General features: G+C 65.4%; 15 protein-coding genes. 8 read left to right on the top strand and 7 right to left on the bottom strand.

Annotated elements, in window-relative coordinates:
• The first annotated feature begins 23 nt into the window (after nucleotides 1–23).
• The 4 genes from AC1DN2_RS03460 to AC1DN2_RS03445 are packed head-to-tail and all read left to right on the top strand — an operon-like array spanning nucleotide 24 to nucleotide 3,996.
• Nucleotides 24–992 carry a carbohydrate ABC transporter permease gene (locus tag AC1DN2_RS03460; protein WP_476849229.1) on the top strand — a complete coding sequence of 323 codons (969 nt, stop codon included), beginning with the start codon at nucleotides 24–26 and terminating at the stop codon, nucleotides 990–992.
• On the top strand, nucleotides 989–1,906 hold the full coding sequence (locus AC1DN2_RS03455) for a carbohydrate ABC transporter permease (RefSeq protein ID WP_476849228.1): 918 nt from the start codon (nucleotides 989–991) through the stop codon (nucleotides 1,904–1,906). Before AC1DN2_RS03460 ends, AC1DN2_RS03455 begins: the two co-directional genes overlap by 4 nt.
• A gap of 51 nt (nucleotides 1,907–1,957) precedes the next feature.
• Nucleotides 1,958–3,019, top strand: coding sequence for an NAD(P)-dependent alcohol dehydrogenase (locus tag AC1DN2_RS03450; RefSeq protein WP_476849227.1), 1,062 nt, complete (start codon nucleotides 1,958–1,960; stop codon nucleotides 3,017–3,019).
• Complete coding sequence (locus AC1DN2_RS03445) at nucleotides 3,019–3,996, top strand: carbohydrate kinase family protein (RefSeq protein WP_476849226.1); 978 nt, start codon at nucleotides 3,019–3,021, stop codon at nucleotides 3,994–3,996. Before AC1DN2_RS03450 ends, AC1DN2_RS03445 begins: the two co-directional genes overlap by 1 nt.
• A gap of 8 nt (nucleotides 3,997–4,004) precedes the next feature.
• Here AC1DN2_RS03445 and AC1DN2_RS03440 read toward each other — a convergent pair whose 3' ends face one another.
• From AC1DN2_RS03440 to AC1DN2_RS03415, 6 genes are all read right to left on the bottom strand, one after another.
• Nucleotides 4,005–6,650 (bottom strand): PEP/pyruvate-binding domain-containing protein, encoded by a 2,646-nt coding sequence (locus AC1DN2_RS03440; RefSeq protein ID WP_476849225.1) that lies wholly within the window; start codon nucleotides 6,648–6,650, stop codon nucleotides 4,005–4,007.
• A 240-nt stretch (nucleotides 6,651–6,890) separates the two neighbouring features.
• Nucleotides 6,891–7,958 carry a PRC and DUF2382 domain-containing protein gene (locus tag AC1DN2_RS03435; protein ID WP_476849224.1) on the bottom strand — a complete coding sequence of 356 codons (1,068 nt, stop codon included), beginning with the start codon at nucleotides 7,956–7,958 and terminating at the stop codon, nucleotides 6,891–6,893.
• Between the two features lie 602 nt (nucleotides 7,959–8,560).
• On the bottom strand, nucleotides 8,561–8,908 hold the full coding sequence (locus AC1DN2_RS03430) for a hypothetical protein (RefSeq protein ID WP_476849223.1): 348 nt from the start codon (nucleotides 8,906–8,908) through the stop codon (nucleotides 8,561–8,563).
• Between the two features lie 161 nt (nucleotides 8,909–9,069).
• On the bottom strand, nucleotides 9,070–9,516 hold the full coding sequence (locus AC1DN2_RS03425; protein WP_476849222.1) for an Hsp20/alpha crystallin family protein: 447 nt from the start codon (nucleotides 9,514–9,516) through the stop codon (nucleotides 9,070–9,072).
• A gap of 332 nt (nucleotides 9,517–9,848) precedes the next feature.
• Nucleotides 9,849–10,115, bottom strand: coding sequence for a GlsB/YeaQ/YmgE family stress response membrane protein (locus tag AC1DN2_RS03420; protein WP_018773045.1), 267 nt, complete (start codon nucleotides 10,113–10,115; stop codon nucleotides 9,849–9,851).
• A 202-nt stretch (nucleotides 10,116–10,317) separates the two neighbouring features.
• Nucleotides 10,318–10,821, bottom strand: coding sequence for a MarR family winged helix-turn-helix transcriptional regulator (locus AC1DN2_RS03415; RefSeq protein WP_476849221.1), 504 nt, complete (start codon nucleotides 10,819–10,821; stop codon nucleotides 10,318–10,320).
• A gap of 316 nt (nucleotides 10,822–11,137) precedes the next feature.
• On the opposite strand from AC1DN2_RS03415, the gene AC1DN2_RS03410 reads away from it, so the two are divergent.
• The 4 genes from AC1DN2_RS03410 (at nucleotide 11,138) to AC1DN2_RS03395 (ending at nucleotide 14,255) form a co-directional block, all read left to right on the top strand.
• On the top strand, nucleotides 11,138–11,977 hold the full coding sequence (locus tag AC1DN2_RS03410; RefSeq protein WP_476849220.1) for a hypothetical protein: 840 nt from the start codon (nucleotides 11,138–11,140) through the stop codon (nucleotides 11,975–11,977).
• Entirely contained in the window at nucleotides 11,974–12,387 is a 414-nt protein-coding gene (locus AC1DN2_RS03405) for a phage holin family protein (protein WP_028276270.1), read from the top strand. The genes AC1DN2_RS03410 and AC1DN2_RS03405 overlap by 4 nt, the downstream gene beginning before the upstream one ends.
• Before the next feature lie 18 nt (nucleotides 12,388–12,405).
• Nucleotides 12,406–13,014 (top strand): DUF3618 domain-containing protein, encoded by a 609-nt coding sequence (locus AC1DN2_RS03400; protein ID WP_476849219.1) that lies wholly within the window; start codon nucleotides 12,406–12,408, stop codon nucleotides 13,012–13,014.
• An 83-nt stretch (nucleotides 13,015–13,097) separates the two neighbouring features.
• A complete protein-coding gene (locus AC1DN2_RS03395; protein WP_476849218.1) occupies nucleotides 13,098–14,255 on the top strand; it encodes a YihY/virulence factor BrkB family protein in 1,158 nt (385 codons plus the stop codon).
• On the opposite strand, the gene AC1DN2_RS03390 is transcribed toward AC1DN2_RS03395, so the two are convergent.
• Nucleotides 14,252–14,899 carry a CG0192-related protein gene (locus tag AC1DN2_RS03390; protein WP_476849217.1) on the bottom strand — a complete coding sequence of 216 codons (648 nt, stop codon included), beginning with the start codon at nucleotides 14,897–14,899 and terminating at the stop codon, nucleotides 14,252–14,254. The genes AC1DN2_RS03395 and AC1DN2_RS03390 overlap by 4 nt on opposite strands.
• Nucleotides 14,900–15,099 lie beyond the last annotated feature (200 nt).

Raw genomic sequence — 15,099 nt, 5'->3', positions numbered from 1 at the left:
CAACCCAACCGCAGGAGAACATTATGACTACCGAAACGGCGCGCGTCTCCCGGCAAGGGAGCAGCACAGCCAAACCATCCAGGAACGCCAGGGCGCGGGAACGCGCAGTGGCTTGGGCACGGCGGGCACCGCTGCTGCCGGCCCTGATCTTCCTCATCATCGTCACCCAGCTTCCATTCGTGGTGACCCTGATCATTTCGTTCATGAACTGGAACAGCCTGAGCCCGGACAAGACCGGATTCGCCGGGTTCGAGAACTACATCCAGGTGGTCACCGACCCGTACATGCTCCAGGCAATCCTCACCACCATCGTCGAGACCGTCTCGGTGGTCCTGGTCAGCCTGGTCCTCGGCCTCGGCCTGGCCCTGCTCCTGGACAAGAAGTTCATTGGCCGGGGCCTGGCCCGGACTCTGCTGATCGCACCCTTCCTCATCGTTCCGGTCGCGGCTGCGCTCATCTGGAAGCACGCCATCCTCAACCCGGTTTACGGTCTGATCAACGGCTCCCTCACCTGGATCTGGTCGCTCTTCGGCTCCGACGCCCCGCCGCAGCCGGACCTGCTGTCGTCGGCACCCCTGATGGCCATCATCGTCTCCCTGGTCTGGCAGTGGACCCCGTTCATGATGCTCATCCTGCTCGCCGGCCTGCAGTCCCGACCCATGGACACCGTTGAAGCTGCCCAGATGGACGGTGCCACTCCCTGGGCAATTTTCCGCCATCTCACCCTCCCGCACCTGCGCCAGTATCTGGAACTCGGTGGACTGCTCGGGGCCATCTATATCGTGCAGAACTTCGACGCCACCTTCGTCATCACCTCCGGCGGCCTCGGCACGGCCAACCTGCCCTACGCCATCTACGAGACGTTCTATTACGCCAACGAATACGGCCTGGCCTCAGCGGCCGGCGTCGTGGTGGTCATCGGCACCATCTTCGTGGCGACCTTCGCACTCCGCACCGTATTCTCGCTCTTCAAGAAGGAGGCAGCACGATGAGCACCCTCACCCCCGCCGGGCCCAAGTCATCAGTCCCCACCCCGTCCACCCCGACCACGGGATCACGACGCCGGGGCAAGTCACGCATGGACCCCACCCGCAACAACACCGCCGCCGGCCTTGCCGCCTGGCTGCTGGCCCTGCTGTTCGCGGTGCCGGTCCTGTGGATGATCCTGACCTCATTCCACTCCGAAATTGACGCCGCCACCAACCCGCCGTCGATCGCCGCCGACCTTAACCTGGACGCCTACAAGGAGTTCTTCGGCGCAACTTCCGGCGTCAGCCCCTGGCCGTCGCTGATTAACTCCGCCACCGCCTCGATCTTCTCCACCGTCCTGGTCCTGCTGCTGGCCATCCCCGCCGCGTACGCCCTGTCAATCCGGCCGGTGAAAAAGTGGACCGACGTTCTGTTCTTCTTCCTCTCCACGAAGATGATGCCCGTCGTCGCCGCAGTCCTGCCGCTCTACCTCTTCGCCAAAACCGCCGGCGCGCTGGATAACATCTGGTTCCTGGTCCTGATGTACACCTCGATGAACCTGCCCATCGCCGTGTGGATGATGCGGTCCTTCCTTGCCGAAGTGCCCGTCGAAATGCTTGAGGCCGCCCAGATCGACGGCGCCACCCTGCTGCTCACGCTCCGAAAGGTCATCGCCCCGGTGGCAATGCCCGGCATCGCCGCCACCGCGCTGATCTGCTTCATCTTCAGCTGGAACGAACTCCTCCTGGCGCGGGTCCTCACCGGCGTCGTGGCCGGCACCGCCCCGGTCTTCCTCACCGGCTTTGTCTCGGGCCAGGGCCTGTTCATTGCCAAGGTCTGCGCCGCCGCCGTCGTGATCTCCCTGCCGGTGCTGTTCGCAGGGTTCGCCGCCCAGGACAAACTCGTCCAGGGTCTCTCCCTGGGTGCAGTGAAATAGCGCCGTCAAATAGCCCGCCACCGCCTCTACAAACCGCAAAGGATCCCTTCGATGACCACATCAACCGCACAGTCCCGCACCCCCGGACATCCGGAAGTGCCCGCCACCATGCGCGCCGCCGTCCTCAAGCGCCAGGGCGACATGGCCATGGAAACACTGTCCGTCCCGGAGTTGGACGCGGACCAGGTTCTGGTGCAGGTCGCCGCCGTCGGTGTGTGCGGCAGCGACGTCCATTACTATGAGCACGGCCGGATCGGCGACTTCGTCGTGGACCACCCGTTGATCCTGGGCCACGAGCTCTCCGGACGCATCGCCGCCGTCGGCAGCGACGTGGACCCCTCCCGCGTTGGCCGGCGGGTCGCCGTCGAACCCCAACGGCCCTGCCGCACCTGCAAGCAGTGCAAGGCCGGACGGTACAACCTGTGCCAGGACATCGAGTTCTACGCCACCCCGCCGATCGACGGAGCTTTCACCGAATACGTGAGGATCCAGGACGACTTCGCTTACGACATCCCAGACAGCGTCAGCGACGAGGCGGCAGCCCTCATCGAACCACTCTCCGTTGGCCTCTGGGCCTGCGAACGCGCCCAGATCAAGCCCGGCAGCCGGGTCCTGATCGCCGGAGCCGGCCCCATCGGCATCATCGCCGCCCAAGCGGCCCGCGCTTACGGGGCGACCGAAATCTACATCACGGACATCGCAGAAGAAAGGCTCGCTTTCGCCCTGGAACACGGCGCCACCCATGCCTTGAACGCCTTGACGGACAGTACCGAAGGGCTCGACGTCGATGCCTTCATTGACGCCTCCGGCGCCCCGCAGGCCGTCCGTTCCGGCATCAAAGCCGTTGGACCGGCCGGCCGGGTCATCCTGGTCGGGCTCGGAGCCGACAACGTCGAACTCCCCGTCTCCTACATCCAGAACCGCGAAATCTGGCTCTCGGGCGTCTTCCGCTACACCAACACCTGGCCGCTGGCCATCCAGCTGATCGCGGACGGAAAAGTAGATCTGGACATCCTGGTGACCGGCAAGTTTGCGCTGGCCGACTCGGAAGAAGCACTCAAAGCGGGCAAGCAGGCCGGTCAGCTCAAAACTGTCGTCTACCCGGGCCGCTGATGCGCATCACCGACGCCACCCCAGCGCCCCGCCTCCCCGCGGGGGACGGTGTCCTGACGGTCATTGGCGAATCCCTTGTCGACATCATCCGCGACCCCCGCGGTCCTGCCGGCGGCCAGGCCCACCCCGGGGGCAGCCCCCTCAACGTGGCAGTGGGGGCTGCGCGCCTCGACCTCAGGACAATCCTGGTGACCCACTATGGCCTTGACCCGCACGGACACCTGCTGGAAGAGCATCTGCAAACGAACGGCGTCCAGGTGATCAACGGCGGAAGCGCGGCCACATCTACGGCCCTCGCCACCCTGGGATCTGACGGTGCCGCCGAATACGCCTTCTCGATCACCTGGGCAATCAGTGGGGCGTCCCTCCCGGCCCTCGCTGCCGTCAAAGGTTCCACCCACATCCACACGGGATCTATCGCTACAGTGCTCCCGCCGGGGGAGCAGGCCACCCTTGCCCTGGTAGAGGCCGCCCGGGAGCACGCGACGACCAGTTTCGATCCCAATTGCCGGCCCGCGATCAGTCCCGATGCGGCTGCGGCACGCCGGCAGGCGGAAGTGTTCGTGGCGGCGAGCGACATTGTCAAAGCCAGCGACGAAGACCTGCGCTGGCTCTACCCGGACCGGGCACCGGAAGAATCCCTGCAGGCCTGGCTGGAACTGGGGCCGGCGGTGGTGGCCCTGACGCGCGGAGCCTCAGGCCCGGTCATCCTGTCCGGAAACGGGCGGGTCGAGATGGCAGCTGAACCGATCCGAGTGTCAGATACTGTGGGCGCCGGTGATTCCTTCATGGCGGGGCTTATTTCCGGACTCGCCAAACTTGGAGCGCTCGGGGCGGAGGGAAGACGGCAACTGCAGACCCTGACCCTGGATCAGCTCCACGCAGTCGCCTCGTACGCGAACCGTGCAGCGGCGATCACCTGCTCCCGGAAGGGCGCCAATCCTCCGTGGTCGGCGGAACTCGGGGAACTGTCCTGAGAACGCGGTCAGTCTGCGACCGTGACGGTGCCGGCGTCGCCGTCAACGCGGATCCGTTGGCCGCTGGTGAGCCGCTGGGTGGCCACGCCTGTGCCAAGCACGGCCGGGATGCCGTACTCGCGGGCCACGATCGAGCTGTGGCTCAACGGCCCGCCGACGTCGGTCACCACGGCGGAGGCCATCGCGAACAGCGAGGTCCAGGCCGGGGTGGTGATGCGGGCTACCAGGACGTCCCCGGGCTCCATCAGACCGAAATCCTGCGGGCCCCTCAGGACGCGGGCCGAGGCGGTGACCCGGCCGGCGCTGGCGCCGACGCCCTTGATGACGTCGCCGAGCTGGTCCCGTGGGCCTGCCGGCATCATTGAGCCGAAGGCCCGCTCCATCCACCGGCTCTCCGGCAACAGTTGCGGGGCAGCGGCCTTGGCCTGGCCCCGCCACAGCATCTTGCGCTCCTCGACGGCGCCGGCGCGGACGGGCCGGTCTGCCCCGGTAATTGCCACGGCTGCCGGTGTGCCCGACCCGGCAAGGCCGAACTCGACGGCGCTGCGCAACTCCCGGTGGCGCAGCCAGAAGACGTCGGCGGGCTCGGCGATGACAGCGGAGCCGACGAGCCGTCGTCCGAGCTCGAACAGCATCCGCCGCAGCAGCGGCCACGCCAGCCCGACGTCGGCCAGGGCGTCCTCGCGGATCGGAGCCGCACTTTGCGCCCACCGAAGCAGCCGAAGGAATGCGGTCCGGCGCCTCGGCCCGAGCCGGGCGATGGTTTGGCTGGTTTCATCTTCGCGACGGGCGGCCGAGAGCCGCTGGCGCTCGTAGGGGTCATTGCCATGTCCCCGCAGGTAAAACTTCACGGTCTCCAGCAGCGGCGAGGGATCGTCAGCAGGCACCGGACTGACGAAGTCCAGGTTATAGACCGCATGGCCGAACCGGCCGAGGTGCTCCTGGAAGCGGGCCTGCCATTGCTGCCAGGGTGCCGGGTCCACTCCGGCAGGCGTGGACCCGGTGCGTTGCGGCCCGGCCAGCGCAGCGGTGGGGGCGTTGAGGATCGCCGGGGCCAGCCCCGGCACGTCCCGGGCCCAGGCCGCGAGGTCGTACAGCGACTTCTCTGCCCGGATGGGTTCGCTGTCGTAGCCGAGGAGGAACGTCAGGGCGGGGGGATCCCCGTCGCGCCGCACGAACTTGTCGTAATAGGCCCGGAAGGAGATTTCGCTGGTTGCGGCGATCGGAATGACGGACTGCACGGCCGTGTAGTACACGGTGCCGGCGTCCAGCAGTGTCTGCACACCCTCCAGCAGTTCCTCGCCGGAGAGCTCCCCGACGGGCTTCGCCGACCAGTCCTTAATCAGCTCCTCGTAACGGGGATGCGAGAATTCCCGCCAGCCGGCCACTCCCATGTGCGCCTTGCCGCGGGCCAGCGCGCGCATCGCGGTCAGCGACTTGCCCATCACCCGCCACATTCCCGAGTTGCGGTAGTAGTAATAGGCGTAGCCGTTAATGGTGGGCAGTCCGACGTCGTCCTCGCGGATGACGTCCTTGCCGACGGCGCCGGCCATCAGGGCCCTCAGCGACCGGGACACCGAGCCGTCAATGAGGTCGGCGAACAGCGGCGAGAGCGGGTCGGGCAACTGTTCCACGATGCTCGCCCGGAAGTAGAGCCCGTGCCGGTACGGCACCGTCCACGTGTCCGGGATGTCGGCTGCCGGCTCGGGCAGTGCGGTGATGGGCCGAGATTGCAGGATGAAGAACTCGCCACCGGCCCGTGCCCATTCGATATCCTGCGGCGTCCCGAAATGTTCCGCAATCCGTGTTCCGCAGCCAGCCAGTTCGGCCGCCGCCCGGTCGTCCAGTACGGGCTGGCGACGGCGGACCGCCGGCACCGGCTGCTCCAGGGTGCCGCGGTCCGCGTAGACAGTCATGACCTCCTTGTCAGCCGTCCGGCGCGACAGCACACGGCCCGTCCCAGCTTCGACGACGACGTCGTCCGTGGTGACCGATCCGCTGACGACGGACTCGCCCAGGCCCCATGCGGCGCTGATCACTGTCTGGTCGCGGCGCCCGTTGGCCGGATTGGCGGTGAACATCACCCCGGCTGCCTCGGCCTCGACCATCCGCTGGACCACGACGGCGAGGCGTACCGCGTCCGGCCCGATGCCTTCACGGGCGCGGTAGGCTATGGCGCGCGCCGTCCACAGGGAAGCCCAGCAATCGGTCACGGCCGCGGCCAGGGCCTCCGCCCCGCGGACGTTGAGGTAGGTGTCCTGCTGCCCGGCGAAACTGGCCGAGGCGAGATCCTCGGCCGTGGCGGAGGAGCGCACCGCCACGGCTAGGTCCCTGCTGCCGAGACTCCCGTAGGCGGCGCCGAGTTCCGCCGCGATCGCGGCCGGCATGGTTCCGCCGGTGAACAGGGCACGAATCCGCTTCGAGGCATCCTCATAGTCCTGTGGTGCCGCGTGTTGCGACAGTACGGCAAGTTCATGGATGCCGGCCTCGAGATGGTTGGCAGTCACATAATCCGCGTAGGCTGCGGTGTTCAGCACGAACCCCGGCGGGACCGGCAGTCCTCCCTGGCTGAGGCCGCCCAGTCCGACGCCCTTGCCGCCTGCCACGGCGGCGTCGCCGCGCCCCACATCGTCGAAGTTGTTGATGTAGGTCATGACCTCGAGTCCTTTCCGCCCGGAGCCGGGGCTCCGTGGTTCAGCCTGATTCCCAACATACTGGCACTGCCGCAGGCGAGAGGCCATAGCCGTACCGGTGGGCAGGGGATCCAGTTAATCCAACCGGCCGAGGGGTGTGGCCGGGGGGCCACCAATCGCTCGCACCCCCGTTCCGACAACAAAATGCCCGGGGCTATGGGTCGCAGCCCTTGCCCCGGGCATCTAAAACAATCCGCATGTTCAGCCGCGGCTGGCGTCGGTTCCCTCGGAGCCCTCTGATCCCTCGCTGTCCTCGCCGTCAAAGTGTTCCTTGTGGACCTTCTCACGGATGGTGACTTCATCTGCGACCGTTTCAGTAACGATGCGGACCCGTTCAACCGGGACGGTCTCCTTGGTCACTATGACTCGCTCTTCGTGAAGGATTACCTCGTCGTCGCTGGCCGGACGGTTCGAGACCTCGTCGCGGTCTTCCTCGGCAATCGGTTCCCGCTCGATACGAACCTCTTCGCGCTGCACTGGCACCGTCCTGGTGACGGTTTCCGTCGTGACGTATTTGCGCAGGCGCCCCCGGCCCGTGGCGTCGCGGGTTTCGGCGCGGTCCTTATCGGTGTCCTGTGGTGTGGCTGGGGTAGGGGCGGTGTCGGTGGCCGGCGTGGTGGTGCCGTATCCGGCTGTGCCGGCGGCGTCGCGGGTTTCGGCGCGGTCCGTGTCGGTGGTGTCCTGCCGTGTCGTGGGTGGCGTGGCGGCGTCGGTGGCCGGCGCGGTGGTGCCGTATCCGGTGGTGCCGGTGGCGTCACGGGTTTGGGCGCGGTCGGTATCGGTGGTGTCCTGTGGTGGGGTGGCTGCCCGGGCGGCGTCGGTGGTGGGTGTCGCTGTGCCGTATCCCGCTGTGCCCGTGGCGTCGCGCGTCTCGGCGCGGTCCGTTCCGGAGGCGTCCTGTCGTGTGGCGGATGCTGCGTCAGCTGTATCCGCGTCCGTGTAGGTGCGTCCGCTGTCCATCCGGTAATGCTGGTAGAGCCGATCTTCCTCGGCAGGCTCCAGAGGCCGATCGGCGTCGATCCTTGGCGCGTCCTTGACCTGATTTTTGTTGTACGGGACGACGATGTCATTGCCCTCCAGTCGAGCACCCTCGAGGGGAACAAATGATTCGGACATCCCGAACAGGCCCGTACGAACGGTTACCCAGCTGGGCTGTCCGGCTTCGTTGTCTACGAAGACCTGGCCGATGGAGCCGATCTTTTCTCCGTCTCCCGACAGGACATTTGCGCCTTGGCTGAGCAGACGGTCAATTTGTTCGGTGGTGAGCATGACGTCTCCTTGGATCTCTTAGGTTGAAATAGTGGGTCCGATCGGGAGCCCTTGATGGGTCGCCGGCCGGTACCGGACAGGTCGCTTTGGTGCTGTCCGGTGCTTGGGAAGCGTACGCGGCAATGCGAACCACGGGAGGGGGCGATGATTAGTCGGCAGTGCGCTCAGCTGAGGTTTTCCGAGGCCGACCCGCAGTTCTGGCAAGGTTGGGGTCCTGCGCGAGACCTTCGCGAGCGGGGGCCTGAAGTCGAAAGGGAGCGCAGACTGGGGATGAACGTTGTCGCCACCGCCAGTCCGGCTTGGAGCCGGTGGGAAATGTCCAATGGAATGCGCCGCCATTCGATGAGGAGGCTGGGACCGGTCCCGTTGCGCACGGCGTTCTCCCGCGCCGTTTTTCGTGTTATATCACGAGCCCGGCTGGATTAGGAAGCCCCCTTATGAATAGGTGAGCTCCCGGTGGTTGGGCTCCGCCGGAGGGCGCGTGGGGAAGCCCGGCCCCCAAGAGACGGCACGGTGAGGACACCCGCGGCGGGCATTCCGGGCCGTACAGGTGGGGTCCTTGCGCGAGGCGATGGCGGAGAGAGAATTGTGCTGGACCAGGTCTAGTCTTGGTCCAGTTCGTCGAGCAGAGACTTCGCTGCGGCGGCGACGTCATCGTAGTTATTCTGGGCGGCCCGGCTCTGGATGGCGAGAATCGCGCAGCGATGCAGCCGGCGGAAATCACCGAAGGGAAAGCTGTAGCGCCCCTTCGTGTCGTGCGTCTTCTCGGCGTCTTCGCCCAGATGCCACGTGCCGTACTCCTTGTACCCGTGCTTGTCGATGAATGCATTTTCTGTCTCAGCGTCGGGCGCGTGCTCGCTCCAATCGTCACGGGTATCCCGGGCAAACCTCGAGTCCTTGATGAGCTGCCGAGCATGACGCAGCGCCGCGTCGTTGATCTTGATAGTCATGAGATGGTTTCCGCTCTGTGGCAATTTTCGGAGGCGGGGGCTGCGGAGGCCGCGGCGAGGCTGGGCACCGGTGAACCAATACCGATGGCCCCCTTCGCCCTGCCAGAAGGCACCCGCGGTCGCTGGTGGGTGCCGGGCGAGTCGAGTGCCGGAAATGCCGTTCAAGTCACGAAGTTCTCTGGTGCTTCCGGTGACTGGTTTCCACCGCGGGAGACGTGGACTTTCGTGGCGGACGGTCCGGACTGCTCCGGGATTTGGGCGCGGATTTCCAAGACACCGTCGATGTAGCTGGCCTCGACGGTGTCAGGGTCCGCGCCGCGGGGCAGCGGGACGCTTCGCGAATATTCGCCGTACCGCACTTCGCTTCGGTAACCCGGTTGATCCTTGTGCGCGGGTTCCGTGCGCCGGGCAGCGATATTCAAGTTGCCCTCGGTGACGGTGATATCGATGTCCTTGTCCGGGTCGATGCCGGGGATATCGGTTCTGACCACCAAGGTGTTTCCGTCCCGGTATTCCTCGACCCTGAGCCAGGTGTCCGTCTCGCCTTGCAGGAAGCGCCGGACTGGTTCGGGCACGTCGATGCCCGTGCGGCGGAATAGGTTGTCCATGTCTATCTCCTTGCTGTTTAGCATCTCTGGTCGCATGGTGGCGGATGCGCGCGGAGCAATGACTTCTGCCGCTTTGGCGACTACCACTAACGACTGCGACGCCGGAACCGGCCGCCGGAGCTGCGCCCGGAGGCTTTCAATGCTTGTTCTCGACGAGGCGCTGCGGGCGGGCGCCCGGCATGAGGTGAAACGTCATGAGGTTGCACTCGGCGGCGCGGGCCGAGAAACGCCGGGAGTTTCCTCCCGGCGTGTTCCGGGGCCGGCCCGCAACCGTCTGGCAGAAGTCGCAGGGCGCCCTCAGCGGCAACCCTGCATCCGGAGGATCGAGGCTGCTACGCCCTGGTCCTGCGCCCGGCAAGAGCCCCATAGATCAGGAGCACAATAACGGCCCCGAGGATGGAGAGGAGCCAGGTCCGCAGGTCAAAGAAGTCAGCGAGCCCTCCGCCGAAGATCAACGAGCCGATCCAACCTCCGAGGATTGCGCCCACGACGCCAACAACGAGTGTGATCAGCCAGCCGCCCCCCTGCCGGCCGGGAAGGATCGCCTTGGCGATAGCTCCGGCGATAAGCCCGAGAATGAGAAAAGCGAGAATTCCCATCTTTGTACTTCCTTTCGGTAGACCGGTCGTGGAATGCGGCCGTATCGGCGATTTAATCAGCATGCATAGTAACGCGCAATACCCGGCTCAGCGGCCTTCTGTCTTGCTCGCCCCCTTGCCTGCCCGAACGGCAATGGAAGCGGGGACTGGCCGTGGGCGCCGGGCGGGGAGGCCCAGAGGCACCCAGCCGCGGGAGGCTAGTTCATTGGCGCCTGAGGCCGTCTTGGGCGGGGGAGGGCACGTGGAGCCTGGAGTTCCCGTTCGTGGAGCCTTGGGTGCCGGGCCGTGGAGCCTGGAAGAAATCCACAAACCGGGCGAGTTGCTCAGACAGGGCCTCCCATCCGTCGAAGTCGGCAGGAACGGCTGCGCGCTCAGCCTGGGAGGCTGCTTGCAGTGCGGCTGTGCCGGCGTCGGTAATCTCGACCTGAAATTGGCGTCGATCGTCCGGGTTGCGCGTCCTGGTGACCAGACCCGCGTCCTCGAGCCGGGCAAGGACGCGGCCGAGCGTTTGGCTTTGGACATGAACTCTTGCGGCGAGCTGTTCCTGGTACATGGGGCGGGGAGCCACGGCTTCCAGTGCGATGACGGCGGCACGCGTCAATCCCAGTGGCGCCAGGGCATCGTCGTGGAGGCGTTGCACTAAACGGGCCGCTGCGGTTAGAAGCCGGTAAACGTCCCGGGCGTGGGGCTCGCGGGCGAGGATCACGACGACGACCTTCCTGATTGGGTGGCAACGAAAGTCACGCTGCCTGCGACGGCGGCACAAAGCGCCGACGCTGGACCCCCACCATATGCATGCCGGACTCCTTTTTGGCAAGTATGCTTACTATTTTTCACGCGCGGCTTGCAGTGCGCGCCGCGCGTCACCAGACGGGCGGGAGGCGGCCCGTCCGATTTTCGATCGAGGCCTTGCGCGACATATAGCAAGTGTGCTTAGTATTTAGTTAGTAACCGTGCTTACTAATTTCATCCGGTAGCGCTAGTCACGATCCCAAGCGGACCATTCCTGAAAGAGAGCAACGATGACACAGAACCCATGGGCCCAGGCAGCACCCGAAGCTTCCCCGGACCGGTACGCCGGCGTTGGAGTTGTGCCCCCACAAGGCACGGGACGCGCTGACTCCAAACAGGAAGCGGCCAAGGACGAAGCTGCGGACGTAACGCGGCACGCGGCAGATGCTGCCCAGAACGTCGCCGAGACGGCTAAGACGGAGGCAGTCAACGTTGCCGCCGAGGTCAAGACCAATGCCCGGGACCTGCTTCATCAGGCCAAGTCCGATCTCACCGAGCAGGCAGGAACCCAGCAGCAGAAGGTCGCCGAAGGTCTGCGGTCCGTCGCCGGCGAACTGCATTCCATGGCTGCCGCCTCCGACCAGCCCGGCGTGGCCACCGACCTTGTCCGCCAAGCTGCCGAGCGGTCCTCCGCTGTTGCGTCCTGGCTCGATGGCCGGGATCCGGGTTCGCTGCTGACCGAGGTTAAGTCCTTTGCCCGCCAGCGCCCGGGAACCTTCCTCCTGCTCGCGGCCGGAGCCGGTGTTCTGGCCGGGCGTCTCAGCCGCAGCTTGAGCGCCGGCGCCCCCGAAGCGACGGGCGCCACCGCTACGGGCACGTCCACTGGCGGCCGGATCCCCGATACCGGGGTAGCGGTTCCGCCGCCGCCGGTACAGATGCCCGCTCCGCAAACCACGACGGCGGGCCTAGCCGACACCTACCCGCCGAATCCGCTGGACTCCGATATGGGAACCCCCGATCCGCTCCGCGACGCCGGGCAGGGCCGCCGGTCCTCAGAGTCCGTGGCCGGTGAGCCATTGCAGCAGGCTGATCCGCTGCGCGATGACCCCTTTGACGGTGGCCGTCGATGAGCAGCGAAATGCCTCCCACAGCCGCGCAGGCGAAGGCTGAATCGACTTCCCTGGGTGACCTCCTCGGTGAGGTCACACGGGACATGTCCACCCTGATGCGACAGGAAGTGGAACTGGCCAAGGTCGAACTTAAGCAGTCCGCCACCCGGGCAGGCAAAGGCACCGGCATGCTCGCCGGCGCCGGCGTCGCTGGCCATTTCGTGCTCCTGTTCCTGTCTTTGGCGCTCTGGTGGGCGCTGGGGATCGTGATGGGACTGGGCTGGTCCGGCGTTGTTGTCGCCGTCATCTGGGCAGTTGTAGCCGCCGTTCTGGCAGCCATGGGCCGCAAGGAACTGAACGCGATCAAGGGCATGCCGAGGACGGCTGAAACCCTCCAGGAAATCCCGCCCACCCTAAAACCCAACTCCTAGATTCAGCGAGGAAACACGATGAGTGAAAACCCGGATGTCATCCGAGCAGATATTGAAGCAACCCGTGCCCGCCTGGGCACAAACGTGGACGCCGTCGCTGACAAAGTCACGCCGTCGCATATCGTCCAGCGGCAGACGGACAGAGTCAAAGAGAACGTCAAAGACGCCGTCTTCGGAGTGAAGGATAAAGTCATGGGAGCCGCAGACCACACCGCCGACCACGTCCACTCCACCACCGGAAGCGTCGGCTCGCATGTGAGCGACGCGGGCTCCGCAGTTGCGGGCGCGCCGGGCCAGCTGAAGAACAGGACACAGGGGAACCCACTGGCTGCCGGGCTGATCGCCTTTGGTGCCGGCCTGCTCGTTTCCTCCCTGATCCCGGCCAGCCAGAAGGAGCGTGAAGCCGCTGATGCCCTCAAATCGGCGGCCGAGCCACTCACCACGGAACTGACGGACGCCGCCAAGCAAGTAGCCGAAGGCCTCAAGGCGCCCGCCCAGGAAGCCATGGAGAACGTCAAGGCCACTGCCGCGGACGCAACCGATCACCTCAAGGCAGACGGGCAGGCCGCTGTGGAGGACGTCAAGGATCGGACCGCCGAAGCCAAGGACAACGTTCAGCAGGCCTGAGGCCGCGTCTGAATAAGGCCGGCTGCCCTCGCTGATGCGCTGGGCGGCCGGCCATTTCCCTTAACCCCACGAAGGAATTTCCAATGGCCAAGAACCCAACCAAGGCAGAAAATGAATCCATGACCGACGCCGAAACGGACGAGAGCAGCACCGCCAAGGCCCGGACGGCACCTGCCCCGGACGACTCCCGTAAACCGGACAGCCCGGCCGACGTCACTAAGCCCTCGTGGAAGTACATCGCCAAGAAGACCCTGCGTGAGTTCACCAAGGACCAGTGCCCGGATCTCGCCGCAGCCCTGACCTACTATTCGGTTCTCTCAATTTTCCCGGCGCTGTTGGCACTCGTGTCTTTGCTGGGCATCTTCGGGCAGGCAGAGAAGACCACGTCCGCGCTTCTGGAGGTCGTCCAGGGTTTCGCGCCTGCTGAAACTGTGCAGGCGATCAAACAACCAGTCGAGCAGCTCAGCAGTTCCTCCGCTGCCGGACTCACCCTGGTACTCGGCATCCTCACCGCCCTCTGGTCCGCCTCCGGCTATGTCGGAGCCTTTGGCCGGGCAATGAACCGGATCTACGAAATTGACGAGGGGCGGCCGTTCATCAAACTTCGGGGCACGATGCTCGCCGTCACCATTGCCACCGTGCTGATCGTTCTTGTGCTTTCGGCCATGCTGGTGCTGAGCGGGCCGGTGGCCGAGGCCGTCGGCAACGCGATCGGCTTGGGCGGGGCCGTCCTGACGGCGTGGAACATTCTCAAGTGGCCGGTGATTCTGTTGCTCGTGATTCTGGCGATCGCCATCCTTTACTACGCTACGCCGAACGTGAAGCAGCCCAAGTTCCGCTGGATGAGCCTGGGTTCCGCTATCGCCTTGGTCATCTTCCTGCTGGCGTCCCTGGCCTTCGCTTTCTATGTGGCCAACTTCAATAGCTACGAGAAGACCTATGGTGCGATCGGCGGCGTCATCATCTCGCTGCTGTGGCTCTGGATCCTGAACATGTCGTTGCTGTTCGGTGCCGAGTTCGACGCCGAGATGGAGCGTGGACGCCAACTCCAGGCCGGCATTGAGGCCGAAGAGACCATCCAATTGCCGCCACGGGACACGAAACAGAGCGACAAGCTCCAGGCCCGCGAAGAAGAGGACATTCGCCGCGGGCGCGAACTGCGGGAACAGCACGGGATCCAGCCTGAACGGCAGGAAGGCAATACCCAACCCCGGAACACGGACGGAGTGGGGCGCCCCTAACCCGCGGAACTGTCAGGCATCACTAAGGCGGCGAGTTTGACGTTGTCCTTCTGACCTTCCCAGGTGCCGGTCAGAGCGAGCGGGCCGACCGGTTGCTCATCCAGGTCCAGCCGCCGGATAACAAGCAAGTGAAGGTCAGCAGTCTCGATGGCGGTGCCGGCGTCGGTGGCGCGCGGTGCCGCTGAAGAGACGTCAGGGACTGCCTCGAGTTTCGGTCCGGTGCTTCGCACGAAGACCGTCTGGGCCAGAAGTTCCAGATTTTCCCCCTTTTGGAGGTATTGCTCTGCCTGCGGCCGGCCCAGCATGATGCTCGCCGCCAGCGCTGCCACGTAGATTGGATCGGCGCAGGCATCGTAAACCCACCTCGGGCCGAGAACCGAGTGCTGCATGGTTCCGACCAACCAGGATTCCGCTCCGGCCAAGGGCTGGGCCCTGTACGTGAGTGGGACTTGAAAAGTGGAGTTGCCCACCGACACGATGATGGTTTCTATGCCGACCTCGCCGGCGGGGTCGTCGAACCGGTAGGAGCCTACTTTGTGCAGCGCTGCCGTGCCGGGTTGCGTGAACCACGGCTGGCGGGGCAGCCACTGTGCGAGAAGTTCAAGTTTCGTCGGCTGCAGTTCTGCCTGGTGGATGATCGCCATGACTGCAAGCCTAACCGTGCACTGGCGACACGTTGATCAAATAACTAGCGGAAAGGTACTGACCACTGGTTGGCGATCGCCCGGCCGAGTGTCGTTGTTCCAGATCCACTGGCTCCCATGATGAAGGGTTGAGGGTGTTCAGCATCGTCGCAGGCTACCTCTTCACGCCCCCTGCGGTCTTGAGCACGCCGGGGTGCGGA

It is taken from the genome of Arthrobacter sp. 01L42 (assembly GCF_056400005.1).
This window is presented reverse-complemented; position numbering and strand designations above follow the sequence as displayed.